Origin of the sequence: Streptomyces sp. col6 (assembly GCF_008042035.1) — a bacterium.
In the GTDB taxonomy this organism is placed as follows: Bacteria; Actinomycetota; Actinomycetes; order Streptomycetales; family Streptomycetaceae; genus Streptomyces.
In genome coordinates, this window is sequence record NZ_RDBL01000029.1 from 767820 (window position 1) to 790070 (window position 22251).

The following is a 22251-nucleotide window of genomic DNA, read 5'->3' on the forward strand; positions in this document are numbered from 1 at the left end:
GCCGCTCCTTGCCGCGGTCGGGGGAGGCCACGGCACGGGTCCCCGGCAGGGGTCCCGCTCCCGCCCCCCGGAGTCCGGGGGGCTCACCTTCCATGGTGCCTCGCCGGGGCTCGCATGCGGATGGTCCAAGGACCCCGATCCGCGGGCCGTTGGTCCTTGGCGCGGCGGGCCGCCGACACGGCATGTGATCGGAAACAGCCGACGGATACGAGCATGCGTGTGGATAGACTCGCCCGACCGCACAGGGGATCGAAACCTCAGGGGATCGAAGGGGAGTCAGGGGCTGATGGTGCAAGCGAAGAAGATAGCTCTCTACGTGATAGTCGTCTTCGTGCTCTACACGATCATCAACTCTCCCGCACGGGCCGCGGACCTGGTGCAAGTAGGGTTCGAGGGCATAGCGAGCGCCGCGCAGGGCGTCGGCGACTTCATGTCCGAGCTGGTCAACTAGGGAGCGTCCCGCCGGTCACGGCCGGGGCGTCCGGCCCCTGACCGACACGAGATCCCCAGGAGCAACCCGTGATCCGCCATCTGGTCCTGTTCAAGCTGAACGACGGCGTCGAGCGGGACGACCCGCGGGTCGTCGCGGGCGCCGAGGCCTTCCGGGCGCTGGAGGGGACGATCCCAGAGCTGGAGTTCTGGGAGTGCGCCTGGAACATCACCGACCGGCCGATCGCGTACGACTTCGCCATCAACTCCGCGGTCGCCGACGAGGCCGCGCTGAAGCGTTACATCGAGCACCCCGACCACCAGGCGGCCGCCGGTCAGTGGCGTGCGTTCGCCACCTGGGTGATCGCCGACTACCCGTTCTGACGCCTTCGGCCCTGCGAGCCCCTCACCGGCACGGTGAGGGGCTTTTCTTTGTTCCAGGGCCCGGCGGGACGCCCGGCGGCCGGTTTAAACCCGGCGAAGGTCAACACGGCGCTATGGGGTGCTTGCACAGAGTGGTCATGTCTTGTGATGCTATGACCGCTTTTGATGGATGGATTGACCGAAGTTGACCGCGAACCGAAGTTGACCGCGAAGGGGTGGCGTCATCGTGCCGGCCAGTACAGCGCCTCAAGTGCCTCCCCAGGCCCACCAGGCGGCACCGGCCGCCCCGCCGGCCGGGTCCGCCCCGGCGCCGGGCCAGGTGCAGACGATCCACGAGACCCCCGACGAGACGGTCACGCCCGCCCGGACCCGGGCCGCCGACACCAGGGCGCTCACCCAGGTCCTGTTCGGGCAGCTCAAGAACCTGGAGCCGGGCACCGCGGAGCACGACCGGGTCCGCACCGCGCTGATCGAGGCGAACCTGCCGCTCGTGCGGTACGCCGCCGCGCGCTTCCGCAGCCGCAACGAGCCGATGGAGGACGTCGTCCAGGTCGGCACCATCGGCCTGATCAACGCGATCGACCGCTTCGACCCCGAACGCGGCGTCCAGTTCCCGACGTTCGCGATGCCCACCGTCGTCGGCGAGATCAAGCGGTACTTCCGCGACAACGTGCGCACCGTCCACGTACCCCGCCGGCTGCACGAGCTCTGGGTCCAGGTCACCGGCGCCACCGAGGACCTGACGACCGCGCACGGCCGCTCCCCCACCACCGCGGAGATCGCCGAGCGGCTGAAGATCTCCGAGGACGAGGTGCTGGCCTGCATCGAGGCCGGCCGCTCGTACCACGCCACCTCGCTGGAGGCGGCCCAGGAGGGCGACGGACTGCCCGGACTCCTCGACCGGCTCGGTTACGAGGACCCCGCCCTCGCGGGCGTCGAGCACCGGGACCTGGTCCGGCATCTGCTCGTACAGCTGCCCGAACGCGAGCAGCGCATCCTGCTCCTGCGGTACTACAGCAATCTGACGCAGTCCCAGATCAGTGCCGAGCTGGGGGTCTCGCAGATGCATGTGTCAAGACTCCTGGCCCGTAGTTTCGCCCGACTGCGATCCGCAAACAGGATCGAGGCGTAACCGAAACGGGTAGACCGTTCCGGGGGCGTTTCTCCGGGGCCAAAAGCCTCACACCCCTTGTTAACTGCGCAGACTCCCCCTGGACTTGTCGACAAGTCACTACAGCGTGTTGCCGACATGTGACATTCTGCGGGAAGTGAGTTTGCCGCAGTCCTCGCTCCGGTATTCAGGTGGAGGCTGCGTTCCTCCGATGGTCGTGGCCACCGCGACCGTCCGCGACCTCAAGGGGGTGGCATGTCCGTAGAACAGGGCAGCTCGAAGGTGCTCACGCTCACCAAGAGCGAACCCGCACCCGTTGCGCTCACCAGCTCGCCGGAAGCCATCGACACCCGCACGCTCTCCCGCTCCCTGTTCCTGCGGCTCGCCGCGCTGGGGCCCGCACCGGGGCCGGGCGGCACCGACAGCCCGGAGCGCGCCTATGTGCGGGACACGCTCATCGAGCTCAACCTGCCGCTCGTGCGGTACGCCGCGGCGCGGTTCCGCAGCCGCAACGAGCCGATGGAGGACATCGTCCAGGTCGGCACGATCGGCCTGATCAAGGCGATCGACCGCTTCGACTGCGAACGCGGCGTGGAGTTCCCGACCTTCGCGATGCCCACCGTCGTCGGCGAGATCAAGCGGTTCTTCCGCGACACCTCGTGGTCGGTACGGGTGCCGCGCCGGCTCCAGGAGCTGCGGCTCGCCCTGACGCGGACCAGCGACGAGCTCGCGCAGAAGCTCGACCGCTCGCCGACGGTGCCGGAGCTGGCCAAGGCGCTCGGGGTCTCCGAGGAGGAGGTCGTCGACGGCCTGGCCGTGGGCAACGCCTACACCGCCTCCTCGCTGGACTCGCCGGCCCCCGAGGACGACGGCGGCGAGGGCTCGCTGGCCGACCGGCTGGGTTACGAGGACACGGCGCTGGAGGGCGTCGAGTACCGCGAGTCCCTCAAGCCGCTGCTGGCCAAACTGCCGCCGCGCGAGCGCCAGATCATCATGCTGCGGTTCTTCGCCAACATGACCCAGTCCCAGATCGGCGAGGAGGTCGGCATCTCGCAGATGCACGTCTCCCGCCTGCTGACCCGCACCCTCGCCCAGCTCCGGGAAGGGCTCATCGCGGACTGAGACCCCGCCTCTCCCCCGGCCGCCGAGGCCCGTACCGGTCACCTCGGCGGCCGTGCCGCGTTCCGGGGCGGGGCCGCTCGCGCGGACGGGCCCGGAACCGACGGCGCCGCCGCTCGCGCGGGTCGGCGCGGGCGGCGGCGCATGAGGGGTGGGCGCGGCCCGGAACGGGACGCGGGGCGGAAGGTCAGCCGAGCGCGAGCCAGGCGACGGCGCCGAGCACGACGACGACCGCGATGATTCCGACGATCAGGCCGGTCCTCGGCCCGGAGGAGACGGCCGCGGGCTGCTGCGCTCGCTGCGGTTCGCCCTCGTCGACGAAGGCCCGGAACATCTGGGTGCTGCCGGCCGGGTCGTAGGAGCCCTCGGGACCCTGCGGTGCGTGGGGATTGTGTGCCATGTCGCAGGACCCTAGCGAACTCGGGCGAACGGCCCAACCCCCGGGCGCCGCCTCGCGATCCACCACCGGTGTGGCACGAACCACACCGGGCCCTCCTCTACCGCAGACCCTGCGGGTTTGACCAGCACCCTACGCAGCCTTTTGCGTTCCTTTACTCCCGCAAGCCCCTTTTCGTTTGCCTGCAGCAACCAACGGCTTCTATGGTTGCCCTAAGCAACAAGATGACCGGTGAGATGTCTGGGGGTCCCGTGGCCGCACGGAGTCAGTACGAAGAACTGGCCCGGCAGCTGAGTGCCATCGGGGCCGTCAAGAGAGGTCTCGCCCGCATCCTGCCCGCCGAGTGCCCCGGCGGCTCCGCCGCCGTGCTGACTCTGCTGAGCCGGCACGGGGAGATGCGGATCAGCCGGCTGGCCGAGCTGCTGGCGGTCGACATGTCGGTGACCAGCCGGCACGTCGCCCACGTGGCGGAGCGGGGCTGGATCGAGCGGTTCCCGGACCCGGCGGACAAGCGGTCCCGCATCCTGCGGCTGACCCCCGCGGGGGAAGGGGTGCTCGACGACCTCTACAGCCGGTCGACCGAGATGTTCGCCTGCCATCTGCAGGACTGGTCCGACGACGAGGTCGGACAGCTCAACACGTTGCTGGCCCGGCTGCGCGACAGCTTCTCCTGTCGCGGCACCGGAGGGTGCGCTTCCGGAAAGCACAGCGGCGAGTGCCGCTCCCGGCAGGCCGACACCCACCACGACTCGTACACCCGTACACCCGTGTAACAGAAGCAAGGACAAGGACTTAAATGGCTACGACCACACCAGCCGGTGTGCGGGGCGGCCACGCCAAGCACGGAGGGCACGACGCCTCCGACGGCGCGCCGATGACACACCGTCAGATCATGGAAGCGCTCACCGGGCTGCTTCTCGGCATGTTCGTCGCGATCCTGTCGTCCACCGTCGTCTCCAACGCCCTGCCGGAGATCATCTCCGACCTCGGCGGTGGCCAGAGCGCCTACACCTGGGTCGTCACCGCCTCGCTGCTCGCGATGACGGCGACCACCCCGCTGTGGGGCAAGCTCGCCGACCTCTTCAGCAAGAAGCTGCTGGTCCAGATAGCCCTGGTCATCTACGTCGGCGGCTCCGTCGTCGCCGGGCTGTCGAACAGCGCCGGCATGCTGATCGTCTGCCGTGTGGTGCAGGGCATCGGCGTCGGCGGTCTCTCCGCCCTCGCCCAGATCGTCATGGCCGCCATGATCGCCCCGCGCGAGCGCGGCCGTTACAGCGGTTACCTCGGCGCGGTCTTCGCCGTCGCCACCGTCGGCGGCCCGCTGCTCGGCGGCGTCATCACCGACACCAGCTGGATGGGCTGGCGCTGGTGCTTCTACGTGGGTGTGCCGTTCGCGGTCATCGCCCTGATCGTGCTCCAGAAGACCCTGAAGCTCCCGGTCGTCAAGCGCGAGGTCAAGGTCGACTGGACCGGCGCCTTCTTCATCAGCGCCGCCGTCTCGCTGCTGCTCCTGTGGGTGACGTTCGCGGGCGACAAGTACGACTGGATGTCCTGGCAGACCGGCGTGATGCTCGCGGGCTCCGTGGTCCTCGCGCTGCTCTTCGTCTTCACCGAGTCCCGCGCCAGCGAGCCGATCATCCCGCTGCGGCTCTTCCGCAACCGGACCATCACGCTCGCCTCGCTCGCCTCGCTGTTCGTCGGCATCGCGATGTTCGCCGGCACCGTCTTCTTCAGCCAGTACTTCCAGCTGGCGCGCGGCAAGTCGCCGACGATGTCCGGCGTCATGACGATCCCGATGATCGGCGGGCTGTTCCTCTCCTCGACGATCTCCGGCCAGATCATCACCAAGACCGGCCGCTGGAAGGCCTGGCTCGTCAGCGGTGGCTTCCTGCTCACCGCCGGTCTCGGGATGCTCGGCACGATCCGCTACGACACGACGTACTGGCACATCGCCGTCTTCATGTTCGTGATGGGTCTCGGCATCGGCATGATGATGCAGAACCTGGTGCTCGCCACGCAGAACCAGGTGGACCCGTCCGACCTCGGTTCGGCCAGCTCCGTCGTCACCTTCTTCCGTTCCCTCGGTGGTGCGATCGGCGTCTCCGCGCTGGGCGCCGTCATGGCGAACCGCGTCACCCACTACGTCAAGGACGGCTTGGCGGACCTCGGTCCGCAGGGCGCGGCCCTGGGCCACGGCGGCACCGGCGGCGGGGGCATCCCCGACCTGGACAAGCTGCCCGCCCCGTTCCGTACGGTCGTCGAGTCCGCCTACGGACACGGCGTCGGTGACGTCTTCCTGTACGCCGCTCCGGCCGCGCTGCTCGCCTTCGTGATCACGCTGTTCATCAAGGAGGTCGCGCTGAGGACGCGGGCCGGCAACGACGCGCAGGCTCCGGCCGAGGCGCCCGCCGAGGTTCCCGCCGGCACGGCCGAGGCCGTCGCCGAGGGCGCCGCCGGGGTCACCGCGGTCGACACCGCCGAGGCCGCACCCGCCGCCGAGGCCCCTGTGGACTTCGGCAAGGGCGGCACCCCCGTCCGCGGCGTCGTCCGCGGCGCCGAGGGCGCACCCGTCGCCCGTGCCGCCGTCACGCTGATCTCGCTCGGCGGCCGGCAGCTGGGCATCGCCGCCGCACAGGCCGACGGCGGGTACGCGCTGGACGCCCCGGGCGCCGGTTCGTACGTGCTGATCGCGTCCGCCGACGGCTTCCAGCCGCAGGCGTCCACCGTGGTCGTCGGCGACGAGCCGCTGGCGTACGACATCCTGCTCTCCGGTACGAGCGGCCTGGCCGGTACCGTGCGCGCCGCCGAGAGCGGTACGCCGGTCGCGGACGCCATGGTCATCGTGACCGATGTGCGCGGCGACGTCCTGGCCACCGGCAAGTCCGGCGAGACGGGCGACTTCACCTTCGGTGAGCTGGTCCCCGGAGCGGTGACCGTCGCGGTCAACGCGGGCGGCTTCCGTCCGCTGGCCCTCCCGGTGGAGGTCGGCGGCCAGGGCGTCACCCGGGTCGAGGTCGCGCTCCGGGCCGGTGCGCTGGTCCAGGGCGTCGTGCGGGCCGGTGCGAGCCGGCGCCCGCTGCCGGACGCCCGGGTCACCCTGGTCGACGCGGCCGGCAACGTGATCGCCAACTCGACGACCGGGGAGGACGGGGCGTACGCCTTCGCCGACCTGGACGCGGGCGAGTACACGGTCATCGCGACCGGCTACCCGCCGGTGGCCGGTGCCCTTACGGTGGCCGGTCACGGGGTCGACGGCCACGACATCGAGCTCGTCCACCCGGGCGAGTAACCCGAGCGGTCCGGGGTATGTCCCGGACCCCTACAAGACCCCTGGCGGGGGCGGCGCTTTTCGAGCGGAGGCGCCGCACCGGCCGGTGGAAATGGGCCCCGGCGGCGGGGACGGCAGGCAGGGGACGGCCTGCCGCCCCCGCCCCGGGGCCCGACTCATTGATGACCCGGTCCGGTGAGCGGGCGGGTCATGAGCAAGGAGAGAGAACGGGATGGGACTTCGCGCACAGGTACGGACGCGGGACGGCTGGGCCGTCCAGCACGCGGTCGTGACGGTCACCGACATGACCGGCACGCAGGTGCTGCGGGCCGCCGCCGACGAGGCCGGGGCGGTACGGGCCGACACCCCGCTGTCCGCGGGCGCGTACACGGTGATCGTGACGGCCGTCGGGTACGCCCCCGCCGCGTCCACCGCCCTCGTCACGGCGAGCGGCACGGTCGAGGCGGGCACGGTGGTGCTGAACCGCCAGGGCGGCGTGGAGCTGCCGCCGCCGGGCGCCTGGTCGCTGGACCCGGCGCACTCCTCGGTGGGCGCGGTCGCGCAGCACCTGGGGATCTCCAGCGTGCACGGCCGGTTCACCGACTTCGGCGGGCGCATCGAGATCTCCGAGGACCTCCAGAACTCCCGGGTCGAGGCGGTCATCGACGCCGCGAGCATCGACACCGGCAACGGCATGCGGGACAAGCACCTGCGCTCCCCCGACTTCCTGGACACCGACCGGTTCCCCGAGATCACCTACCGCTCCGGCGGGCTGACCCCGGCCGGGCCCGACCGCTGGACCGTGCACGGCGAGCTGACCATGCGCGGGGTGACACGGCCCGTGGACCTGGACCTGAGCTACCTCGGCACCGGCCCCGACCCGTGGGGCGGGGTGCGCGCGGCGTTCAACGCGACGGCCGAACTGCGCCGCGAGGACTTCGCCATGAACTACAACCAGGTCGTCCAGGCGGGCATCGCAGCGATCGGCACCACGCTCCGCGTCGAGCTGGACATCCAGGCCGTGCAGGGCGATTCCCTGCCCGCCGTCTGACGCCTCCCGGTCGTAGGGTCGGTTCCATGGCACCCAATATCGCGACCAACACCGCCGTGGAACTCGACGCCCTGCTGGACTTCGTACGGCCCCGGCACCGGGCGATCCTGCTGACCACCCGGGCCGACGGCCGCCCCCAGGGCTCCCCGCTCACCTGTGGCGTCGACGACGCGGGCCGGATCGTCGTCTCCACGTACCCCGAGCGCGCCAAGACCCGTAACGCGAAGCGTGACGAGCGGGTCAGCGTGATCGTGCTGTCCGACGAGTGGAACGGGCCCTGGGTACAGATCGACGGATCGGCCGAGGTCATCGACGCGCCGGACTCGGTCGAACCGCTCGTCGAGTACTTCCGGAACATCTCCGGCGAGCACCCCGACTGGGACGAGTACCGGGCGGCGATGCTGAAGCAGGGGAAGTCCATCATCCGGATCACCCCGGAGCGCTGGGGCCCCATCGCCACCGGCGGCTTCCCCGCCCACCTCGCCCCGTGATCTCCCCCGCCCTGCTCGGCCGGGCCCGGATCACCGCCGGGCCCGAGGTCGGCGAGGCCGCCGTGCGCGGTCTCGCGGCGGCCACCGGGCGCCCCGTCGAACGCGGCCCCGTCGAGGGCCCCTTCGTGTACGTGGGTGCCTCGCTGCCCGACGCGGTGCGCGGGGCGGACCTGGTCTGGTTCCACAGCGTCAACGCGGGCACGGACGCCCTGTTGCGCTCCGGACCCTGGCCGGACGGCGTGCCGCTGACCCGGACCGTGGGCCGCATGGGCGAGCGGATCGCGCAGTACGTGCTGGGCTGGGTGCTCGCGGAGTGCCAGTCGGTACCGGAGTTCGCCGCCCAGCACGCCCGCGCCGAGTGGCGCCGCATCGACTCCGAACTCGTCGCCGGGCAGACCGCCGTGGTGCACGGCATCGGCCGGATCGGCTCCGCCGTCGCCGCGCTGCTGCGGGCCTGTGGCATCCGGACCGTGGCCGCCGCCCGCACCCCGCGCCCGGTGCCGCCAGGCTTCGACGCGGTGGCCGTGGGCGACGAGCCCGTCGCCGCCCGCTGGGTGATCGCCGCGCTGCCGCTGACCGGGGCGACCGCCGGGTACTTCGGGGCGGACCGGTTCGCCGCGCTGGGCGGGGCGACCTTCCTCAACGTGGGACGGGGCGCGACCGTGGACCTGGGGGCGCTGGACGCGGCGCTGCGCTCCGGGGCCGTGGGGCGGGCGGTGCTCGACGTGCTGGCCGACGAGCCGGCCGCGCCCGGCAATCCTTGCTGGCGGCTCCCCCGTACGGTGGTCACCTCGCACTCCGCGGGCATCACGGCGGACGAGGACATCGTCGCCGACTTCACCGTGTGCCTGCGGGAGCTGACGGCGGGACGGGTCCCGGTGCTCACCGTGGACACGGCACGGGGCTACTGAGCGCGCTCCCGCATCGCGTCGATGCCCGCGATCAGCAGGTCGAGGGCGAAGGCGAAGTCCCGGTCGCGCATCTCCTCGATGGTCGCGTCGCCGCGCGCGGCCATCAGGTCCCGCGAGTCCTCCACGAACTCGTCGAGGTCCGGCTGCTCCTGGATCGCCGACATGGCCTGCCGGAAGTACTGGTCCTGGGTCAGCCCCGCCTCCGCGCTGCGCTGCGCGAACTGGCCCTCCACCGTGCCGAATCCGTACACGAACTGGAAGACCGCCGAGAGCGCGCCGCTGCGGCCCTCGACGGGGAGGCCGGTCGCCCGGATCACGTCCTGGATGGTGTGGGTCACCAGGAGCGAGTGCGGGCCCAGGTTCAGGAACTTGCCCGCGAGCGGGGAGACCCAGGGGTGCCGGACGAGCAGCCCCCGGTACGCGGCGGCCACCGCGCGCAGCCGGTCCTGCCAGGGCGCGTCGGCGGGCGGCGCGTCGAACCCGCTGTAGACCGCGTCGAGGGCCAGTTCCAGCAGGTCGTCCTTGGTGTCCACGTACCAGTACAGGGACATCGCGGTGACGTTCAGCTCGGCGGCGAGCCGGCGCATGGAGAACTTCGCCAGTCCCTCGGCGTCCAGCAGCCGGACCGAGGCGGCGGTGATCCGCTCCCGGTCGAGCCCGGCCGGCTGGTCCGCCCGGCGGGAGCGGACGGGCGGCCGGGTGTTCAGCCACACGCTGGTCCGGACAGGGTTCTTCACGCGGTCGGCCGCGGACACCATGGCGCACTCCCTCGTCTCGCCGGCGGGACGGACGGACCGGCTCCGTACCGCGTACCCAGAAAAACGGAGCAGCACGGTCCGGTAGGTCCCGCCTGATGCTATGCCGCTGTCGCGGCCGGATCAGCCTGTGGTGATTGTCCTCGCTCGGCACGGCGCAGGAGTACCGCTGCCAGGAGTCCGCCGGCGAGTACGGCCACCGCGCCGCCCAGCATGCTGGTCTCCAGGCCGGAGGAGAAGGCGTCCGTGATCTTCGTCCGCTCCTCGGCCCCGTGCGCGGCGGACAGGGCGGCGGGCAGCGAGGTGGCGCCGACGGCCGACGGGACGAGGGCGGCGAAGCGGGAGTTGAGGACCGCGCCGAGGACGGCGACCCCGAGGCCGTTGCCGCACTCGGCGAGCGTGCCGTTCACCCCGGCGCCGACGCCCGCCTTCTCCGGCGGGATGGCGCTCATGATCGCGTTGGCCATCGCGGGCATGGCGAGCGCGATGCCGACGCCCATGACCAGCAGCCCGAGCAGCGTGCCCCCGTAGCCGTGGCGGCCCAGCAGCGCGATGGCGGCCAGACCCGCCGCGAGCAGGCCCATGCCCGTCGCGATGGTGACCGGCGTGCCCAGCTTGGGGACCAGCCGGGCGCCGAGGCCGGTGAGGTTCAGCGCGACCACGCTCAGGGCGAGCGGCGCCGTCCGCAGACCGGCCTCCAGTGGCCCGTAACCGAGGACGAACTGGAGCTGCTGGGTGAGCAGGAACAGCGAGCCGCCCATCCCGAACGCGACCAGCACGGCGCCCGCGACGGCCCCGACGAACCGCTGGTCGCGGAAGAAGTGCATGTCCAGCATCGGGTACGGGATGTGCAGCTCCCACAGGGCGAAGCCGGTGAGGACGGCGACCCCGGTGAACGCGGTCAGCAACACCCTGCCCGACGTCCAGCCGTGCTCCGGGCCGGAGATGATCGCGTACACCACCGCGGCCATGCCGACCGTGGAGAGCAGCGCGCCCAGCAGGTCGGGGCGGTCGCCGCTCGGGTTCTTCGACTCGGGGACCAGCCGCGCCACGGCGACCAGGCCGACGGCGGCGACCGGGATGTTGATCAGGAAGATCGCGCCCCACCAGAAGTGGTCGAGCATGACCCCGCCGATCAGCGGGCCGACCGCGAAGCCCAGCGAGCTGACGGTCGACCAGATGCCGATCGCCCTGACCCGCTCGTCCTCGTCGAAGATCTGCATGACGACGGCGAGCGTGGTGGTCATCAGGAGGGCTCCGCCGACGCCCATGCCCGCCCGCGCGGCGATCAACTGGACGGAGGACTGGGCTAGTCCGGCGACCAGGGAGCCGATGCCGAACAGGGCGAGCCCGGCGATCAGCATCTTCTTGCGCCCGTAGCGGTCGGCGGAGCTCCCGGCCGTGAGCAGCAGCCCGGACTGGACGAGCGAGTAGGCGTTGATCATCCACTGCACATCGGCGGTGGAGGCGTCCAGCTCCCGGGTGAGGGACGGGATCGCCACGTTGAGGACGGTGTTGTCGAGCAGCACGGTGAGCTGGGCGAGGCAGATGACGCCGAGGATCAGCCAGCGCTGCGGATGGACGAGCGGATGGTTCTGCGCGGCGCCGGTTGCCGTCATAGGTACTCCCCGGTGGTTGTGGCGCGGCTTCCCATACGGTGTACAGGAGATGAGTTGTACACCGTATAGGGAGTCGTTGGGGCGTACAAGCGACTTTTCGTGGGTACGGTGCCGGTCGCCCAGCCCATGCCGACCCGGATCCCGGAAGCAGGATTGACATGTCACTGCGTCGTCGAACGGTGGAAGTACTGGTGGCCGCAGGTCTGTTGGGGGCGGCGCTCGCGCCTCCCGCGACGGCCGCGGACCACGGCCGGGGGCCGTCGGTGCCCCTGCGGGTCGCCACGTACAACATCCATGCCGGGGCCGGCATGGACAACGTCTTCGACCTCGACCGGCAGGTGGCCGCCCTCCGGTCCCTGGACGCGGACGTGATCGGGCTCCAGGAGGTCGACGTCCACTGGGGCGACCGCAGCCAGTGGCGCGACCTGGCGGGCGAGCTGGGCCGGCGGCTGCGGATGCATGTCTCCTTCGCGCCGATCTACAGTCTCGACCCGGTGGAGGAGGGCGGACCCCGGCGGGAGTTCGGGGTCGCCGTGCTCTCCCGGTACAAGATCCTGAGCGCCGAGAACCACGACCTCACCCGGCTCTCCACGCAGGACCCGAACCCGGTCCCGGCGCCCGCACCCGGCTTCGGCGAGGTGGTCCTGAAGGTGCGCGGACTGCCCGTCCACGTCTACGCCACGCACCTCGACTACCGGGGCGACCCGTCCGTCCGTACCGTCCAGGTCGCGGACACGCGGCGGATCATGGCGGAGGACCGGGAGCAGGAGCGGCGGCCGGTGCGGCAGATCCTGCTCGGCGACTTCAACGCGGCGCCCACCGCGCCGGAACTGGCCCCGCTGTGGCAGGAGCTGACCGACATCGAGCCGGGCGGGCCGACCTACCCGGCACAGGACCCGGTGCAGCGGATCGACTACGTGGCCGTCTCCAAGGACACCGTCCGGGTACGCGACGCGGCGGTGGCCGAGACGCTTGCCTCGGACCACCGCCCCGTCGTCGCCGACCTGTTGCTCCGGCGCTGACTCTTCGAACCTGCCTCAGCTGTCCGTCTTCGGCCGGGTCAGGTCGTAGAAGGTGGCGCTGCCCGCCGTCACCTCCTTGAAGTTCTTCTCCACCCAGGAGGAGATCTGCGAGGCGGTGCCGCTTCCGCTGCCGCCCATGCCGCCACCCATTCCGCCGCCCGAGACGAAGTAGTGGATGCGGCCGTCCTCGACGTACTTCTTGAACTGCGCGAGCGTCGGGGACGGGTCGCTTCCGTTGAAGCCGCCGATCGCCATGACGGGCTTCTCGGTGGCGAGTTGGTAGCTCGCCGCGTTCTGCGAACCGATGGCCGCGGCGGCCCAGGTGTAGTCGTCGGCGTTCTTCTCCAGGAGCGTCCTGGCCTGCGAGCCGACGGACGCGCCGTTGAGCAGGCCGCCCATGCCGCCAGCTCCGCCGCGTTCGCCCATGCCGGGGAAGGTGCCGCGCTGACGGCCGGTCTGGCCGTTGCCGCCGGTCTGGGTGGGGGGCCGGCCCTGGGTCTGGTTCTGGCCCTGGGTCTGGCCCTGGTTCTGGCCCGTTCCCTGGCCGGGCGGAGTGCCGGTGGGGGGCCGGCCCATGCCGTTGCCCTGCTGGTTCGTGCCCTGCTGGTTGGTGCCCTGGCCCGGGGGCTGCATGCCGCCGGGGCCGCCGCCGCCCGGACCGCCGCCCCGGCCACCGCCACCGCCGCCCGGTCCGCCCATGCCGCCCGAGGACGGGCCCGCCGTGACGATCGAGCCCTGGTGGCCCGTGTTCAGCGTGCTCACGGTGTACGCGGCCGGCCCGGCGAGCGACGCGGCGAAGCCCAGGACGACCGCGACCAGCGCCAGCCGACGCCCGAGGCGCGCCGCGAGCAGCAGCCCCACCGCCGCCACGAGGCCGGTGACGAGCACGGCCGTCCGCAGCCACGGCAGGTAGTCCGGGGTGCGGCCCAGCAGGACGTACGCCCAGTACGCCGTCACCGCGACGGTCGCGCCGAGCGTGGCACCCGCCCACCAGCGGGACCGCTCCTCCCACAGGACCGTGACGCCCATGCCGATGAGCGCGGCCAGGTAGGGGGCCAGGGCCACCGTGTAGTACTGGTGGAAGATGCCGGCCATGAAGCTGAACACGGCCGCCGTCATCAGCAGCGAGCTTCCCCAGGCCAGGAACGCCGCCCGCGCGGTGTCCGTCCTCTTCGCGCGCCAGGTCAGCCAGATGCCCGCGACGAGCAGGATCAGGGCGGCCGGCAGCAGCCAGGAGATCTGCGCGCCGATCTCGGAGTTGAACATCCGGCCGATGCCGGTCTCGCCCCACTGACCGCCGCCGCMCCGGCCGCCGCCTCCGCCGCCGACGCTGCCGGTCTCCTCGCCGTTGATCCGGCCGAGGCCGTTGTAGCCGAAGGTCAGCTCCAGGAACGAGTTGTTCTGCGAGCCGCCGATGTACGGGCGCGAGGAGGCGGGCCACAGCTCGACGACCGCCACCCACCAGCCGCCCGCGAAGACCATGGCGAGCGCGGCCAGGCCCAGCTGCCCGAACCTCTTGCGTACGGAGACCGGCGCGAACACCGCGTACAGCACCGCCAGCGGCGGCAGGATCAGGAACGCCTGGAGGGTCTTGGACAGGAACGCGAGTCCGACCGCGATCCCCGCCCAGACCAGCCACTTCGTGCGGCCGTGCTCCATCGCGCGCAGCACGCAGTAGACCGTGACCGTCATCAGCAGGGCGAGCAGCGCGTCCGGGTTGTTGAAGCGGAACATCAGCGCGGCGACCGGCGTCAGCGCGAACACCGCCATGGTGATCAGCCCGGCGGCGGCGCTGAACCGGCGGCGCACGGACGCGTACAGCACCCCGGCCGTCGCCGTGCCCATCAGCACCTGCGGGGCGAGGATCGCCCAGGAGCTGAGCCCGAAGATCCGCACCGACAGGGCCATGGGCCACAGGGTGGCCGGGGGCTTGTCGACGGTGATGGCGTTGGCCGCGTCCAGCGAGCCGAAGAAGAACGCCTTCCAGCTCTGGCTGCCGGCCTGTACGGCCGCGGAGTAGAAGGAGTTGGCGTAGCCGGAGGCGCTGAGGTTCCAGAGGTACGCCAGCGTGATGACCAGCAGCAGGGCCAGGAAGGCGGGGCGTACCCAGGGCGCGTCCTCGGACCGGCCGCGCCAGAGGCGGCGGGGCAGGGAGGTGCCGGCCCGAGCGTGCCCCGGGGGGGTGTCCGGCCGGGCCGGCGCGTAGGCGGGGTCGAGCGTGGTCATCGGGCGTTCCTCAGGTCGTGGGTGGTTTCGGCGACGGGGGGTGCGGGAACGACGGCGCGGGCCGCGGGGGTTACCGGAGCGGCCGCCGGGGACACGCCCGGGTTTCCCCGGTCGCGGTCCGGGAAGACCCAGGCGCGGAACAGCAGGAACCGCAGGACCGTAGCGGCGAGGTTGGCCGCGATCAGCACGGCGAGTTCGGTGGTGTGCGAGGGCGAGCCGGACGCGGCGCCCAGGGCCGCCAGCGAACCGGCGGTCAGAGCGAGGCCGATGGCGAAGACCACGAGGCCCTGCGCCTGGTGACGGACGGCGCCGCCCCGGCCGCGTACGCCGAAGGTGAGCCTCCGGTTCGCCGCCGTATTGGCGACGGCCGAGACGAGCAGCGCGGCCCCGTTGGCGAGCTGCGGCCCGGCGCCGAGCCGGAAGAGGGAGTACAGCGCCAGGTAGAACAGCGTGGACAGGGCGCCCACCACACAGAATCCGACCAGCTGCCGGGCCAGTCCGCCCGGCACCCCGCCGATCCCCCGGTCGCGCGGGTCGTCCCCGAAGGGCCGCGCCAGCCGGTCCAGCGGCAGCGCGCCGACGGCCAGCGCCCTCCCCACCCGCCACACGCCCTTCAGGTCCTCGGTGGCGGTGCGCACGATGTGCACCGTGGAGTCGGGGTCGTCGACCCAGTCGACCGGCACCTCGTGGATGCGCAGCCCGGCCCGCTCGGCGAGCACCAGCATCTCGGTGTCGAAGAACCAGCCGGTGTCCTCGACCATCGGCAGCAGCCGCTGCGCGACCTCGCGGCGGATGGCCTTGAACCCGCACTGCGCGTCACTGAACCGCGCGGCCAGCGACGAGCGCAGGATGATGTTGTACGCCCGCGAGATGAACTCCCGCTTCGTCCCCCGCACCACCCGCGAACTGCGCGCGAGCCGGGAGCCGATGGCGAGGTCCGAGTGCCCCGAGATCAGCGGTGCGACCAGCGGCAGCAGCGCGTTGAGGTCGGTGGACAGGTCCACGTCCATGTACGCGAGCACCGGCGCGTCCGAGTGCGTCCAGACGGTACGCAGCGCCCGCCCGCGCCCCTTCTCCTCCAGCCGGAACGACCGCACCCCCGGCAGCGAGCGCGCCAGCCGCTGCGCCACCTCGGGCGTACGGTCGGTGCTCGCGTTGTCCGCGACGGTGATCCGGAAGGCGTACGGGAAGGTGCGCGCCAGGTGATCGTGGAGCCGCAGCACACACGGTTCGAGGTCCTTCTCCTCGTTGTAGACGGGTACCACCACGTCGAGTACGGGAGCGCCCGCCGCACCGCCCACCCCGGCCAGGAGGTGGTCCCGGGCCGGCAGGGTGCTCCAAGGAGTCTCTGTTCGCATGCCATCGACAGTCGCCAACCGCGCTGTCACGGGTGTGTGGTGAGCCTGTGACCCGTCTGTGAGTGCTCCGGAACGCCGGCCCTCAGCGCTCGGCGTCGCCCCACTCCGTGACGGCCACCTCGTCGCCGGCCGACAGCTTCCCCGGCGTGATCACGGAGAACTTGGCGCCGAACACGACGCCCCCGCTCACCGCCCGCCGGTAGCCGGCCAGCGTACGCAAGGGCTCCGGGCCCCGCCGCACCCCGGCCTCCTGCGTGACCAGGGTGACGGCACAGCGCACCGCGAGTTTGGCGTACCCCAGCTCGGCGCCGCCAATGGTGAGGCGGCGCGCACGGTCCTCGGCGTGCGGTACGGCCGCCCAGTCGTCGTCCTCGTGGCCGTCGACGACGATGTTCGGGCGGAAGCGGTTCATCGGCAGGGGCGGGGCGCCCCGCTCGGCCATCCGCCGGTTGAGGAGGTCCAGGGAGGCGACGGACAGCAGGTGCACCGCGCTGCTGTCGGCGTATCCGGACGGGCCGGGGACCAGGCCGTCGGCGATCCGGTCGTGCTCCGGCGGCACCCGGACGAGCCGGCTGCGCGTGCCGAGGACCTCCGAGAGCCAGGCGGCGACGTCGTCGCCCTGGTCGATGCCCTGGTACGTGTCACCGAACAGATCGACGTCACGGCGCGGGGCGGACGTCGTCACATCGAGGCGCACCGCACCGTGCCCGTCCGCGTCGTCGGCCGTACCGAGCGTGAGCCGGCTCCCGTCGGCGCTGACGGCGGGCCGGATCAGGGCGAGGCGGGGATCCCGGCGCTGCGTGCGGAAGACCCCGTCCTCGCTGATGACCATGAAACCGCGGTCGTGCGCGAGGCCCGCCGGTGTCAGGACCGCGTCGCTCACCGACGTACCGGCGCAGCCCTTGAGGGGGTAACAGATCAGATCCGTGACGCGCGCCATGCGGTGCCCCCTTCGCTCCACGACCACTATCGGCGACCGCCGGTCCCCCCGCTCCACCGCCCCGGCGGCCCGTGCCGGACGGGCCCAATCCGGTTGACCGGCCCCCTCGCACGGTGCTGGAGTCGGCGCGTGGACAGCATCCCCGCCAACCGGCGGCTCTGGAACAGGATCAGCGGCGACTACCAGCGCAGGCACGACCGGCAGATCGGTGCCGCGCCCCGGCTGTGGGGCATGTACTCCGTGCCCGACGCGCGGCTGGGCGCCCTGGGCGACGTCACCGGCAAGCGCGTCCTCGAACTGGGCTGCGGCGCCGGTCAGTGGTCCAGGGCGCTCGCCGCAGAGGGTGCCGACGTGGTCGGGATCGACCTGTCCGAGGCCCAGCTCGGCGCGGCGGCCGGGGCGATGGGGGCGGCCCGCTACGCGCTGGTGCAGGGGGCCGCCGAACAGCTCCCGTTCGCCGACGCCGCCTTCGACCTGGTGTTCTGCGACTTCGGCGGCCTCAGCTGGGCGCCCCCGCACCTGGCCGTCCCGGAGGCCGCGCGCGTCCTGCGCCGGGGCGGGCGGCTGGTGTTCAACGTCGCGAGCCCCTGGTTCGAGGCCTGCTACGACGAAGCCGCCGCCCGCGTGACCACGACGCTCCAGCAGGACTACTTCGGGCTGGACCACATCGCCGAGGGCGACGGCGCGACGAGCTACCAGCTCACCTACGGCGACTGGGTCAGGGTCCTGCGCGGCGCGGACCTCGTCATCGACGACCTGGTCGAGCCCCGCCCCGAACGCGGAACGCCCAACGGCTACAACGAGACCGACCCGCCCGACTGGGGCCACCGCTGGCCGGCGGAACTGCTCTGGGTGACCCACAAGCCGTAGGTCCCACCGCCCGCTGTCACCCGGCGGCAACGGCCGGCGCCGCCACGGAGGACGGGACCCGCTCCGCGGGCAGATGCACCGCGAACACCGTCTCGCCCGGGACCGAGCGCACCTCCACCGCGCCGCCGTGGGCCGTCACCACCGCCTGGACGATCGCGAGACCGAGGCCCGTGGAGCCGGCGTGGCGGGAGCGGGAGGCGTCGCCCCGGGCGAAGCGTTCGAAGACGTGGGGCAGGAGGGCGGGCGGGATGCCGGGGCCGTCGTCCTGGATCTCCAGGGTGACCCAGGGGTGGCCGGGGGCCGCCAGGACGCGGGCGGTGACCGTGGTGCCCGGTGGGGTGTGGGTGCGAGCGTTGGCCAGGAGGTTGACCAGGACCTGGTGGATCCGGGTGGGGTCGGCGTGGACCGTCGCCGGGATGTCGGGGAGGTCCAGGCGCCAGTGCCGGGGCGGTTCGGTGGCGGTGCGGCCCGCCGCACGGGCATCGCTCACCGCGTCCACGACGAGCGGCGAGAGATCGGTGCTCTCGTACGAGAGCGGGCGGCCCGCGTCCAGGCGGGCGAGCAGGAGCAGGTCCTCCACCATGCCCGTCATGCGCTGCGCCTCGGACTCGATGCGGCCGAGCGCGTGCCGGGTGTCGGGGCCGGGATCCTCGCGGCCGCGCCGGGTGAGTTCGGCGTAGCCGCGTATCGAGGCCAGCGGCGTGCGCAGTTCGTGGCTGGCGTCCGCGACGAACTGGCGCACCCGCGTCTCGCTGCGCTGCCGTGCGTCCAGGGCCGAACCGACATGGCCCAGCATCCGGTTGAGCGCCGCGCCGACCTGGCCGACCTCCGTGCGCGGGTCCGCCTCGGTGTCCGGGACGCGTTCGAAGAGGGCCACCTCGCCGCTGTGCAGCGGGAGTTCGGAGACCCGGGTCGCCGTGGCGGCCACCCGGCGCAGCGGGCGCAGGGCGACACCGACCATGGCCGCGCCTGCGATCCCGGCAGCGACGAGCCCCGCGCCGGTCACGCAGACCTCGACCAGGATCAGGGTGTTCAGCGCACGGCTCACCTCGGCCGTGGGGATGCCGACCAGGACGGACCCGCCGTCGCTCGCGGGGACCGCCCGCACCCGGTAGCCGCCGAGGCCGGGCAGCTCGACGTCGTGCGCGCTGTCGTCCGCCGTCACACCGGCCGCCGTGAGGGCGTCCCGCTGGGCGGTGCTCAGCGGTTCGGTGTTCTCCGCGGCGTCGAACCCGCCGTCCTTCACCACGGCCGAGTCGGTGACCTCACCGTGCTCGATCAGCGCGCCGAACGTCTCCAGGGGCTGGCCGCCCATGCCGATGAAACCGAGCGGATCGCGGTCCTTCGGACCCCCCGGGACGGGCGCCCCGCCCGGCACCCGTTCGGCGCGTACCGCGATGTCCCGCAGCTGGTCGTCCAGCTTCCCGTACATGTAGCTGTGGAAGGCGATAGCCGTGACCGAGCCGATCACGGCGGCGACCACCGCGATCAGCGTGACCGCCGAGACCACCAGCCGGGTGCGCAGGGTCCACGGCCGGCCCGTGCGCCGAGAGCGTCGCGTGCGGACCGGGCCGGGCTCGCGGGGCATGACGCTACTCACCGGGCTTGATCAGATATCCCGCGCCGCGCCGGGTGTGGATCATGGGCGTGCGGCCCGCGTCGATCTTCTTGCGCAGGTAGGAGATGTACAGCTCGACCACGTTGGCCTGGCCGCCGAAGTCGTAGTTCCAGACCCGGTCCAGGATCTGGGCCTTGCTGAGCACCCGGCGCGGGTTGCGCATCAGGAACCGCAGCAGCTCGAACTCGGTCGCCGTCAGGTGGATGTTCGTCCCGCCCCGGCTCACCTCGTGGCTGTCCTCGTCCAGCATCAGGTCGCCCACGACGAGCTGCGACTCGCTGCGCGCCGTCGCCGTGCCCGAGCGCCGGATCAGCCCGCGCAGCCGCGCCACGACCTCCTCCAGGCTGAACGGCTTGGTGACGTAGTCGTCGCCGCCCGCCGTGAGCCCGGCGATCCGGTCCTCCACGGAGTCCCGCGCGGTCAGGAACAGCACCGGCACGTCGGACAGCTCCCGGCGCAGCCTGCCGAGGACGGCGAGCCCGTCCATGTCCGGCAGCATCACGTCCAGGATCACCGCGTCCGGCCGGAAGTCGCGGGCCGCCCGCACGGCGCCGGCCCCGTCCCCGGCGCTGCGCACCTCCCAGCCCTCGTACCGGAGCGCCATCGACAGCAGCTCCGTGAGCGAGGCCTCGTCGTCCACGACCAGCACGCGGACGGGGGTGCGGTCCGGCCTGAGCAGTTCGGTGCGCCCCTGGGGCGAGGTCGTCGTCATGCCTCAACCGTCCGGGACGGCCCTGAGAGAGTTCTTTTCCGTTTCTGTGAATTGCCTGAGAAAGCGAGCGGCGCTCTCAGACGCCGAACAGCGCCTTCGCGTTGTCGTGGCAGACCGCCCGCAGCCAGTCGTCGCCGAGTCCCAGTCGTTCCAGGGCGTGCAGCTGGTGGGCGTACGGGTACGGGATGTTCGGGAAGTCCGTGCCCAGCAGGATGCGGTCGCCGAGGTCCGTGAGCCGGCCGTGCTCCGCCTTCGGGAACGGCGTGAACGCCTCCGTGAAGTCGGTGAACGCCATCGTCGTGTCGAGCCGGACCTCGGGGTACGTCTCCGCGAGCGTCAGGAACTCCGCGTACTCCGGCATCCCCATGTGGGCCACGACCAGCGGCAGCCGGGGGTGCCGGGCCAGGACGCGGGCGATGGGGTCCGGGCCGGTGTACGCGCCGGGCGCCGGGCCCGAGCCGCAGTGCGTCACGACCGGGATGCCCGCCTCCGCGAGCAGCCCCCAGACCGGGTCGAGCAGCGGGTCGCCGGGGTCGTACGCGCCGACCTGGAGGTGTGCCTTGAAGACCCGGGCGCCGGCCTCCACGGCCTCCCGGACGTAGCGCCCGGCCTCCGGTTCGGGGAAGAAGGTCGCGGTGTGCAGGCAGTCGGGGGTGCGGGCGGCGAAGTCCGCGGCCCAGGCGTTGAGCCAGGCGGCCATGGACGGCTTGTGCGGGTAGAGCATCGACGTGAAGCGCAGAACGCCGAACGAGCGGAGCAGGGCGAGCCGTTCGTCCTCCTCGTGCCGGTAGGTGATCGGCCACTCCAGGCCGGTCAGCGGACCCGCCGCGTCGAAGTACGCCCAGACCTTGCGCAGCACCCGCTCCGGCATGAAGTGCGTGTGGACGTCGATGAGTCCGGGCAGCCCGAGCCGCTGCCGGAACCGCACCACGTCGTCGTGATCGTCACCCATGCGGCCGACCCTCTCAGAACAGCCCGTCCTGCGCCGCCGCGCCCCCCACCGCGACGGTCGGCACGCTCACCCCGGCGGCACCCGCACCGGCCGCCGCCAGCGACCAGCCGGTCATCAGCCGGGTGTCGACGACGACGATCCCCTGCGCGCCCGTGTCCAGATGCAGATCCGGGCCGGCCGCCGCGACCAGCCGTCCCGCGACCGTGCCGCCGTCGGCCAGACCGGTCACCGCGCGGACCGGCCCCGGCCCGGACGCCGCCTCCAGCCCGAAGATCCCCGCGTGGTCCACCGCCGCGAACGGCAGCCGCTCCAGCACCGCCGGCCCGCCGCCGCCCTCCAGCACCGCCGCCTTCCCGTACAGCTCGGCCAGCTCGGCGGCCCGCTCCGCCGGCTCCGGGAGGTCCGCCCGCACCGCCCGCTTGCGCGCGTACGCGATGCGGTCCGGGACCCCGAGCGCCGCCCGCAGCACCTCCTCGGCCTGGCGCGCCGCCATCAGCGGGCCGCGCCCCAGCCAGCTGAAGACCACCGCCCCCTGCTCCCGCAGCCGCGCCTCGCCCCGCTCCTCCGCGGTGATCCCGACCTTCACCATGCCGGGCCCGAACCACGCCAGGTACACCCGGTACGTACGCGGGTCGTCCGGGATCGTGTCGGCGGCCACCGAGTGCGCCCGGTCGAGCCGCCCGCACTCGGGGCAGCGCCCGCCCGTGCTCGACGCGGGGACCACGGCGGCCACCGGGCAGGCGTTGTCCCGGGCCCCGGAGCAGCGCCGCTCACCGGCCGCCCGGAAGCCGAACTCCGTCCCGTACGCCAGCGCGCTCGCCCGTGTCCGCCGCCCCTTGCGCCAGCCGAGCGCGGGGCCGCCGGAGTCCTCGGGCCAGCGGAGGTCGGTGCACTGCCAGTCCATGCGCGGACTCCCTGGTTCTGGGTACGGACGATTGCGAACCCGGCAACGGTCCCACACCTGGGAACATGATGTGATCTGCGTCACACTGGAAGGAGTGGGTCCGCTCCCAGGATC

General features: G+C 72.4%; 21 protein-coding genes. 11 read left to right on the top strand and 10 right to left on the bottom strand.

From position 1 onward, the window contains the following. Positions 1 to 286 precede the first annotated feature (286 nt). The 4 genes from EAO73_RS36210 (at position 287) to EAO73_RS32910 (ending at position 3046) form a co-directional block, all read left to right on the top strand. Entirely contained in the window at positions 287 to 451 is a 165-nt protein-coding gene (locus tag EAO73_RS36210) for a hypothetical protein (RefSeq protein ID WP_191134307.1), read from the top strand. 68 nt (positions 452 to 519) lie between these two features. After that, a complete protein-coding gene (locus EAO73_RS32900) occupies positions 520 to 813 on the top strand; it encodes a Dabb family protein (RefSeq protein WP_147975116.1) in 294 nt (97 codons plus the stop codon). 226 nt (positions 814 to 1039) lie between these two features. Continuing rightward, positions 1040 to 1945: an RNA polymerase sigma factor SigF gene (locus EAO73_RS32905; RefSeq protein ID WP_412075789.1), complete on the top strand. Its 906-nt coding sequence runs from the start codon at positions 1040 to 1042 to the stop codon at positions 1943 to 1945. A gap of 234 nt (positions 1946 to 2179) precedes the next feature. After that, on the top strand, positions 2180 to 3046 hold the full coding sequence (locus EAO73_RS32910) for an RNA polymerase sigma factor SigF (RefSeq protein WP_018521941.1): 867 nt from the start codon (positions 2180 to 2182) through the stop codon (positions 3044 to 3046). Between the two features lie 184 nt (positions 3047 to 3230). Here the strand turns inward: EAO73_RS32910 and EAO73_RS32915 are convergent, their stop codons facing one another. Beyond that, the gene (locus EAO73_RS32915) at positions 3231 to 3443 is read right to left on the bottom strand and encodes a hypothetical protein (RefSeq protein ID WP_147975118.1); all 213 of its coding nucleotides are present in this window, start codon (positions 3441 to 3443) and stop codon (positions 3231 to 3233) included. 248 nt (positions 3444 to 3691) lie between these two features. Between EAO73_RS32915 and EAO73_RS32920 the strand changes: the two genes are divergently transcribed. From EAO73_RS32920 to EAO73_RS32940, 5 genes are all read left to right on the top strand, one after another. Then, complete coding sequence (locus EAO73_RS32920; RefSeq protein WP_147975119.1) at positions 3692 to 4213, top strand: MarR family winged helix-turn-helix transcriptional regulator; 522 nt, start codon at positions 3692 to 3694, stop codon at positions 4211 to 4213. A 23-nt stretch (positions 4214 to 4236) separates the two neighbouring features. Beyond that, entirely contained in the window at positions 4237 to 6729 is a 2493-nt protein-coding gene (locus tag EAO73_RS32925; RefSeq protein WP_147975120.1) for an MFS transporter, read from the top strand. Between the two features lie 211 nt (positions 6730 to 6940). Then, positions 6941 to 7759, top strand: coding sequence for a YceI family protein (locus EAO73_RS32930; protein ID WP_147975121.1), 819 nt, complete (start codon positions 6941 to 6943; stop codon positions 7757 to 7759). Positions 7760 to 7785: 26 nt separating this feature from the next. After that, entirely contained in the window at positions 7786 to 8250 is a 465-nt protein-coding gene (locus tag EAO73_RS32935) for a PPOX class F420-dependent oxidoreductase (RefSeq protein ID WP_147975122.1), read from the top strand. Further along, entirely contained in the window at positions 8247 to 9161 is a 915-nt protein-coding gene (locus EAO73_RS32940; protein WP_147975123.1) for an NAD(P)-dependent oxidoreductase, read from the top strand. The genes EAO73_RS32935 and EAO73_RS32940 overlap by 4 nt, the downstream gene beginning before the upstream one ends. On the opposite strand, the gene EAO73_RS32945 is transcribed toward EAO73_RS32940, so the two are convergent. Beyond that, entirely contained in the window at positions 9155 to 9919 is a 765-nt protein-coding gene (locus EAO73_RS32945) for a TetR/AcrR family transcriptional regulator (protein WP_147975124.1), read from the bottom strand. The two genes, EAO73_RS32940 and EAO73_RS32945, sit on opposite strands and share 7 nt — an antisense overlap. 98 nt (positions 9920 to 10017) lie before the next feature. Next, entirely contained in the window at positions 10018 to 11535 is a 1518-nt protein-coding gene (locus EAO73_RS32950; protein WP_147975125.1) for an MFS transporter, read from the bottom strand. A 158-nt stretch (positions 11536 to 11693) separates the two neighbouring features. On the opposite strand from EAO73_RS32950, the gene EAO73_RS32955 reads away from it, so the two are divergent. Continuing rightward, entirely contained in the window at positions 11694 to 12557 is an 864-nt protein-coding gene (locus EAO73_RS32955; protein ID WP_147975126.1) for an endonuclease/exonuclease/phosphatase family protein, read from the top strand. A gap of 15 nt (positions 12558 to 12572) precedes the next feature. Here EAO73_RS32955 and EAO73_RS32960 read toward each other — a convergent pair whose 3' ends face one another. The 3 genes from EAO73_RS32960 to EAO73_RS32970 form a co-directional block, all read right to left on the bottom strand. Then, positions 12573 to 14783: a glycosyltransferase family 39 protein gene (locus tag EAO73_RS32960; RefSeq protein ID WP_147975127.1), complete on the bottom strand. Its 2211-nt coding sequence runs from the start codon at positions 14781 to 14783 to the stop codon at positions 12573 to 12575. Next, positions 14780 to 16141, bottom strand: coding sequence for a bifunctional glycosyltransferase family 2/GtrA family protein (locus EAO73_RS32965; RefSeq protein ID WP_224756544.1), 1362 nt, complete (start codon positions 16139 to 16141; stop codon positions 14780 to 14782). The genes EAO73_RS32960 and EAO73_RS32965 overlap by 4 nt, the downstream gene beginning before the upstream one ends. Positions 16142 to 16223: 82 nt before the next feature. Further along, positions 16224 to 17081, bottom strand: a complete 858-nt coding sequence (locus EAO73_RS32970; RefSeq protein ID WP_147975128.1) for an MOSC domain-containing protein — start codon at positions 17079 to 17081, stop codon at positions 16224 to 16226. Between the two features lie 129 nt (positions 17082 to 17210). Between EAO73_RS32970 and EAO73_RS32975 the strand changes: the two genes are divergently transcribed. Then, positions 17211 to 17951: a class I SAM-dependent methyltransferase gene (locus EAO73_RS32975; protein ID WP_147975129.1), complete on the top strand. Its 741-nt coding sequence runs from the start codon at positions 17211 to 17213 to the stop codon at positions 17949 to 17951. 16 nt (positions 17952 to 17967) lie between these two features. On the opposite strand, the gene EAO73_RS32980 is transcribed toward EAO73_RS32975, so the two are convergent. From EAO73_RS32980 to EAO73_RS32995, 4 genes are all read right to left on the bottom strand, one after another. Then, positions 17968 to 19539 (bottom strand): sensor histidine kinase, encoded by a 1572-nt coding sequence (locus EAO73_RS32980; RefSeq protein ID WP_147975130.1) that lies wholly within the window; start codon positions 19537 to 19539, stop codon positions 17968 to 17970. Positions 19540 to 19543: 4 nt separating this feature from the next. Then, positions 19544 to 20281 (bottom strand): response regulator transcription factor, encoded by a 738-nt coding sequence (locus tag EAO73_RS32985; RefSeq protein WP_147975131.1) that lies wholly within the window; start codon positions 20279 to 20281, stop codon positions 19544 to 19546. Between the two features lie 76 nt (positions 20282 to 20357). Further along, positions 20358 to 21233, bottom strand: coding sequence for an amidohydrolase family protein (locus EAO73_RS32990; RefSeq protein ID WP_147975132.1), 876 nt, complete (start codon positions 21231 to 21233; stop codon positions 20358 to 20360). Positions 21234 to 21246: 13 nt separating this feature from the next. Then, on the bottom strand, positions 21247 to 22137 hold the full coding sequence (locus EAO73_RS32995) for a DUF2797 domain-containing protein (RefSeq protein ID WP_147975133.1): 891 nt from the start codon (positions 22135 to 22137) through the stop codon (positions 21247 to 21249). Positions 22138 to 22251 lie beyond the last annotated feature (114 nt).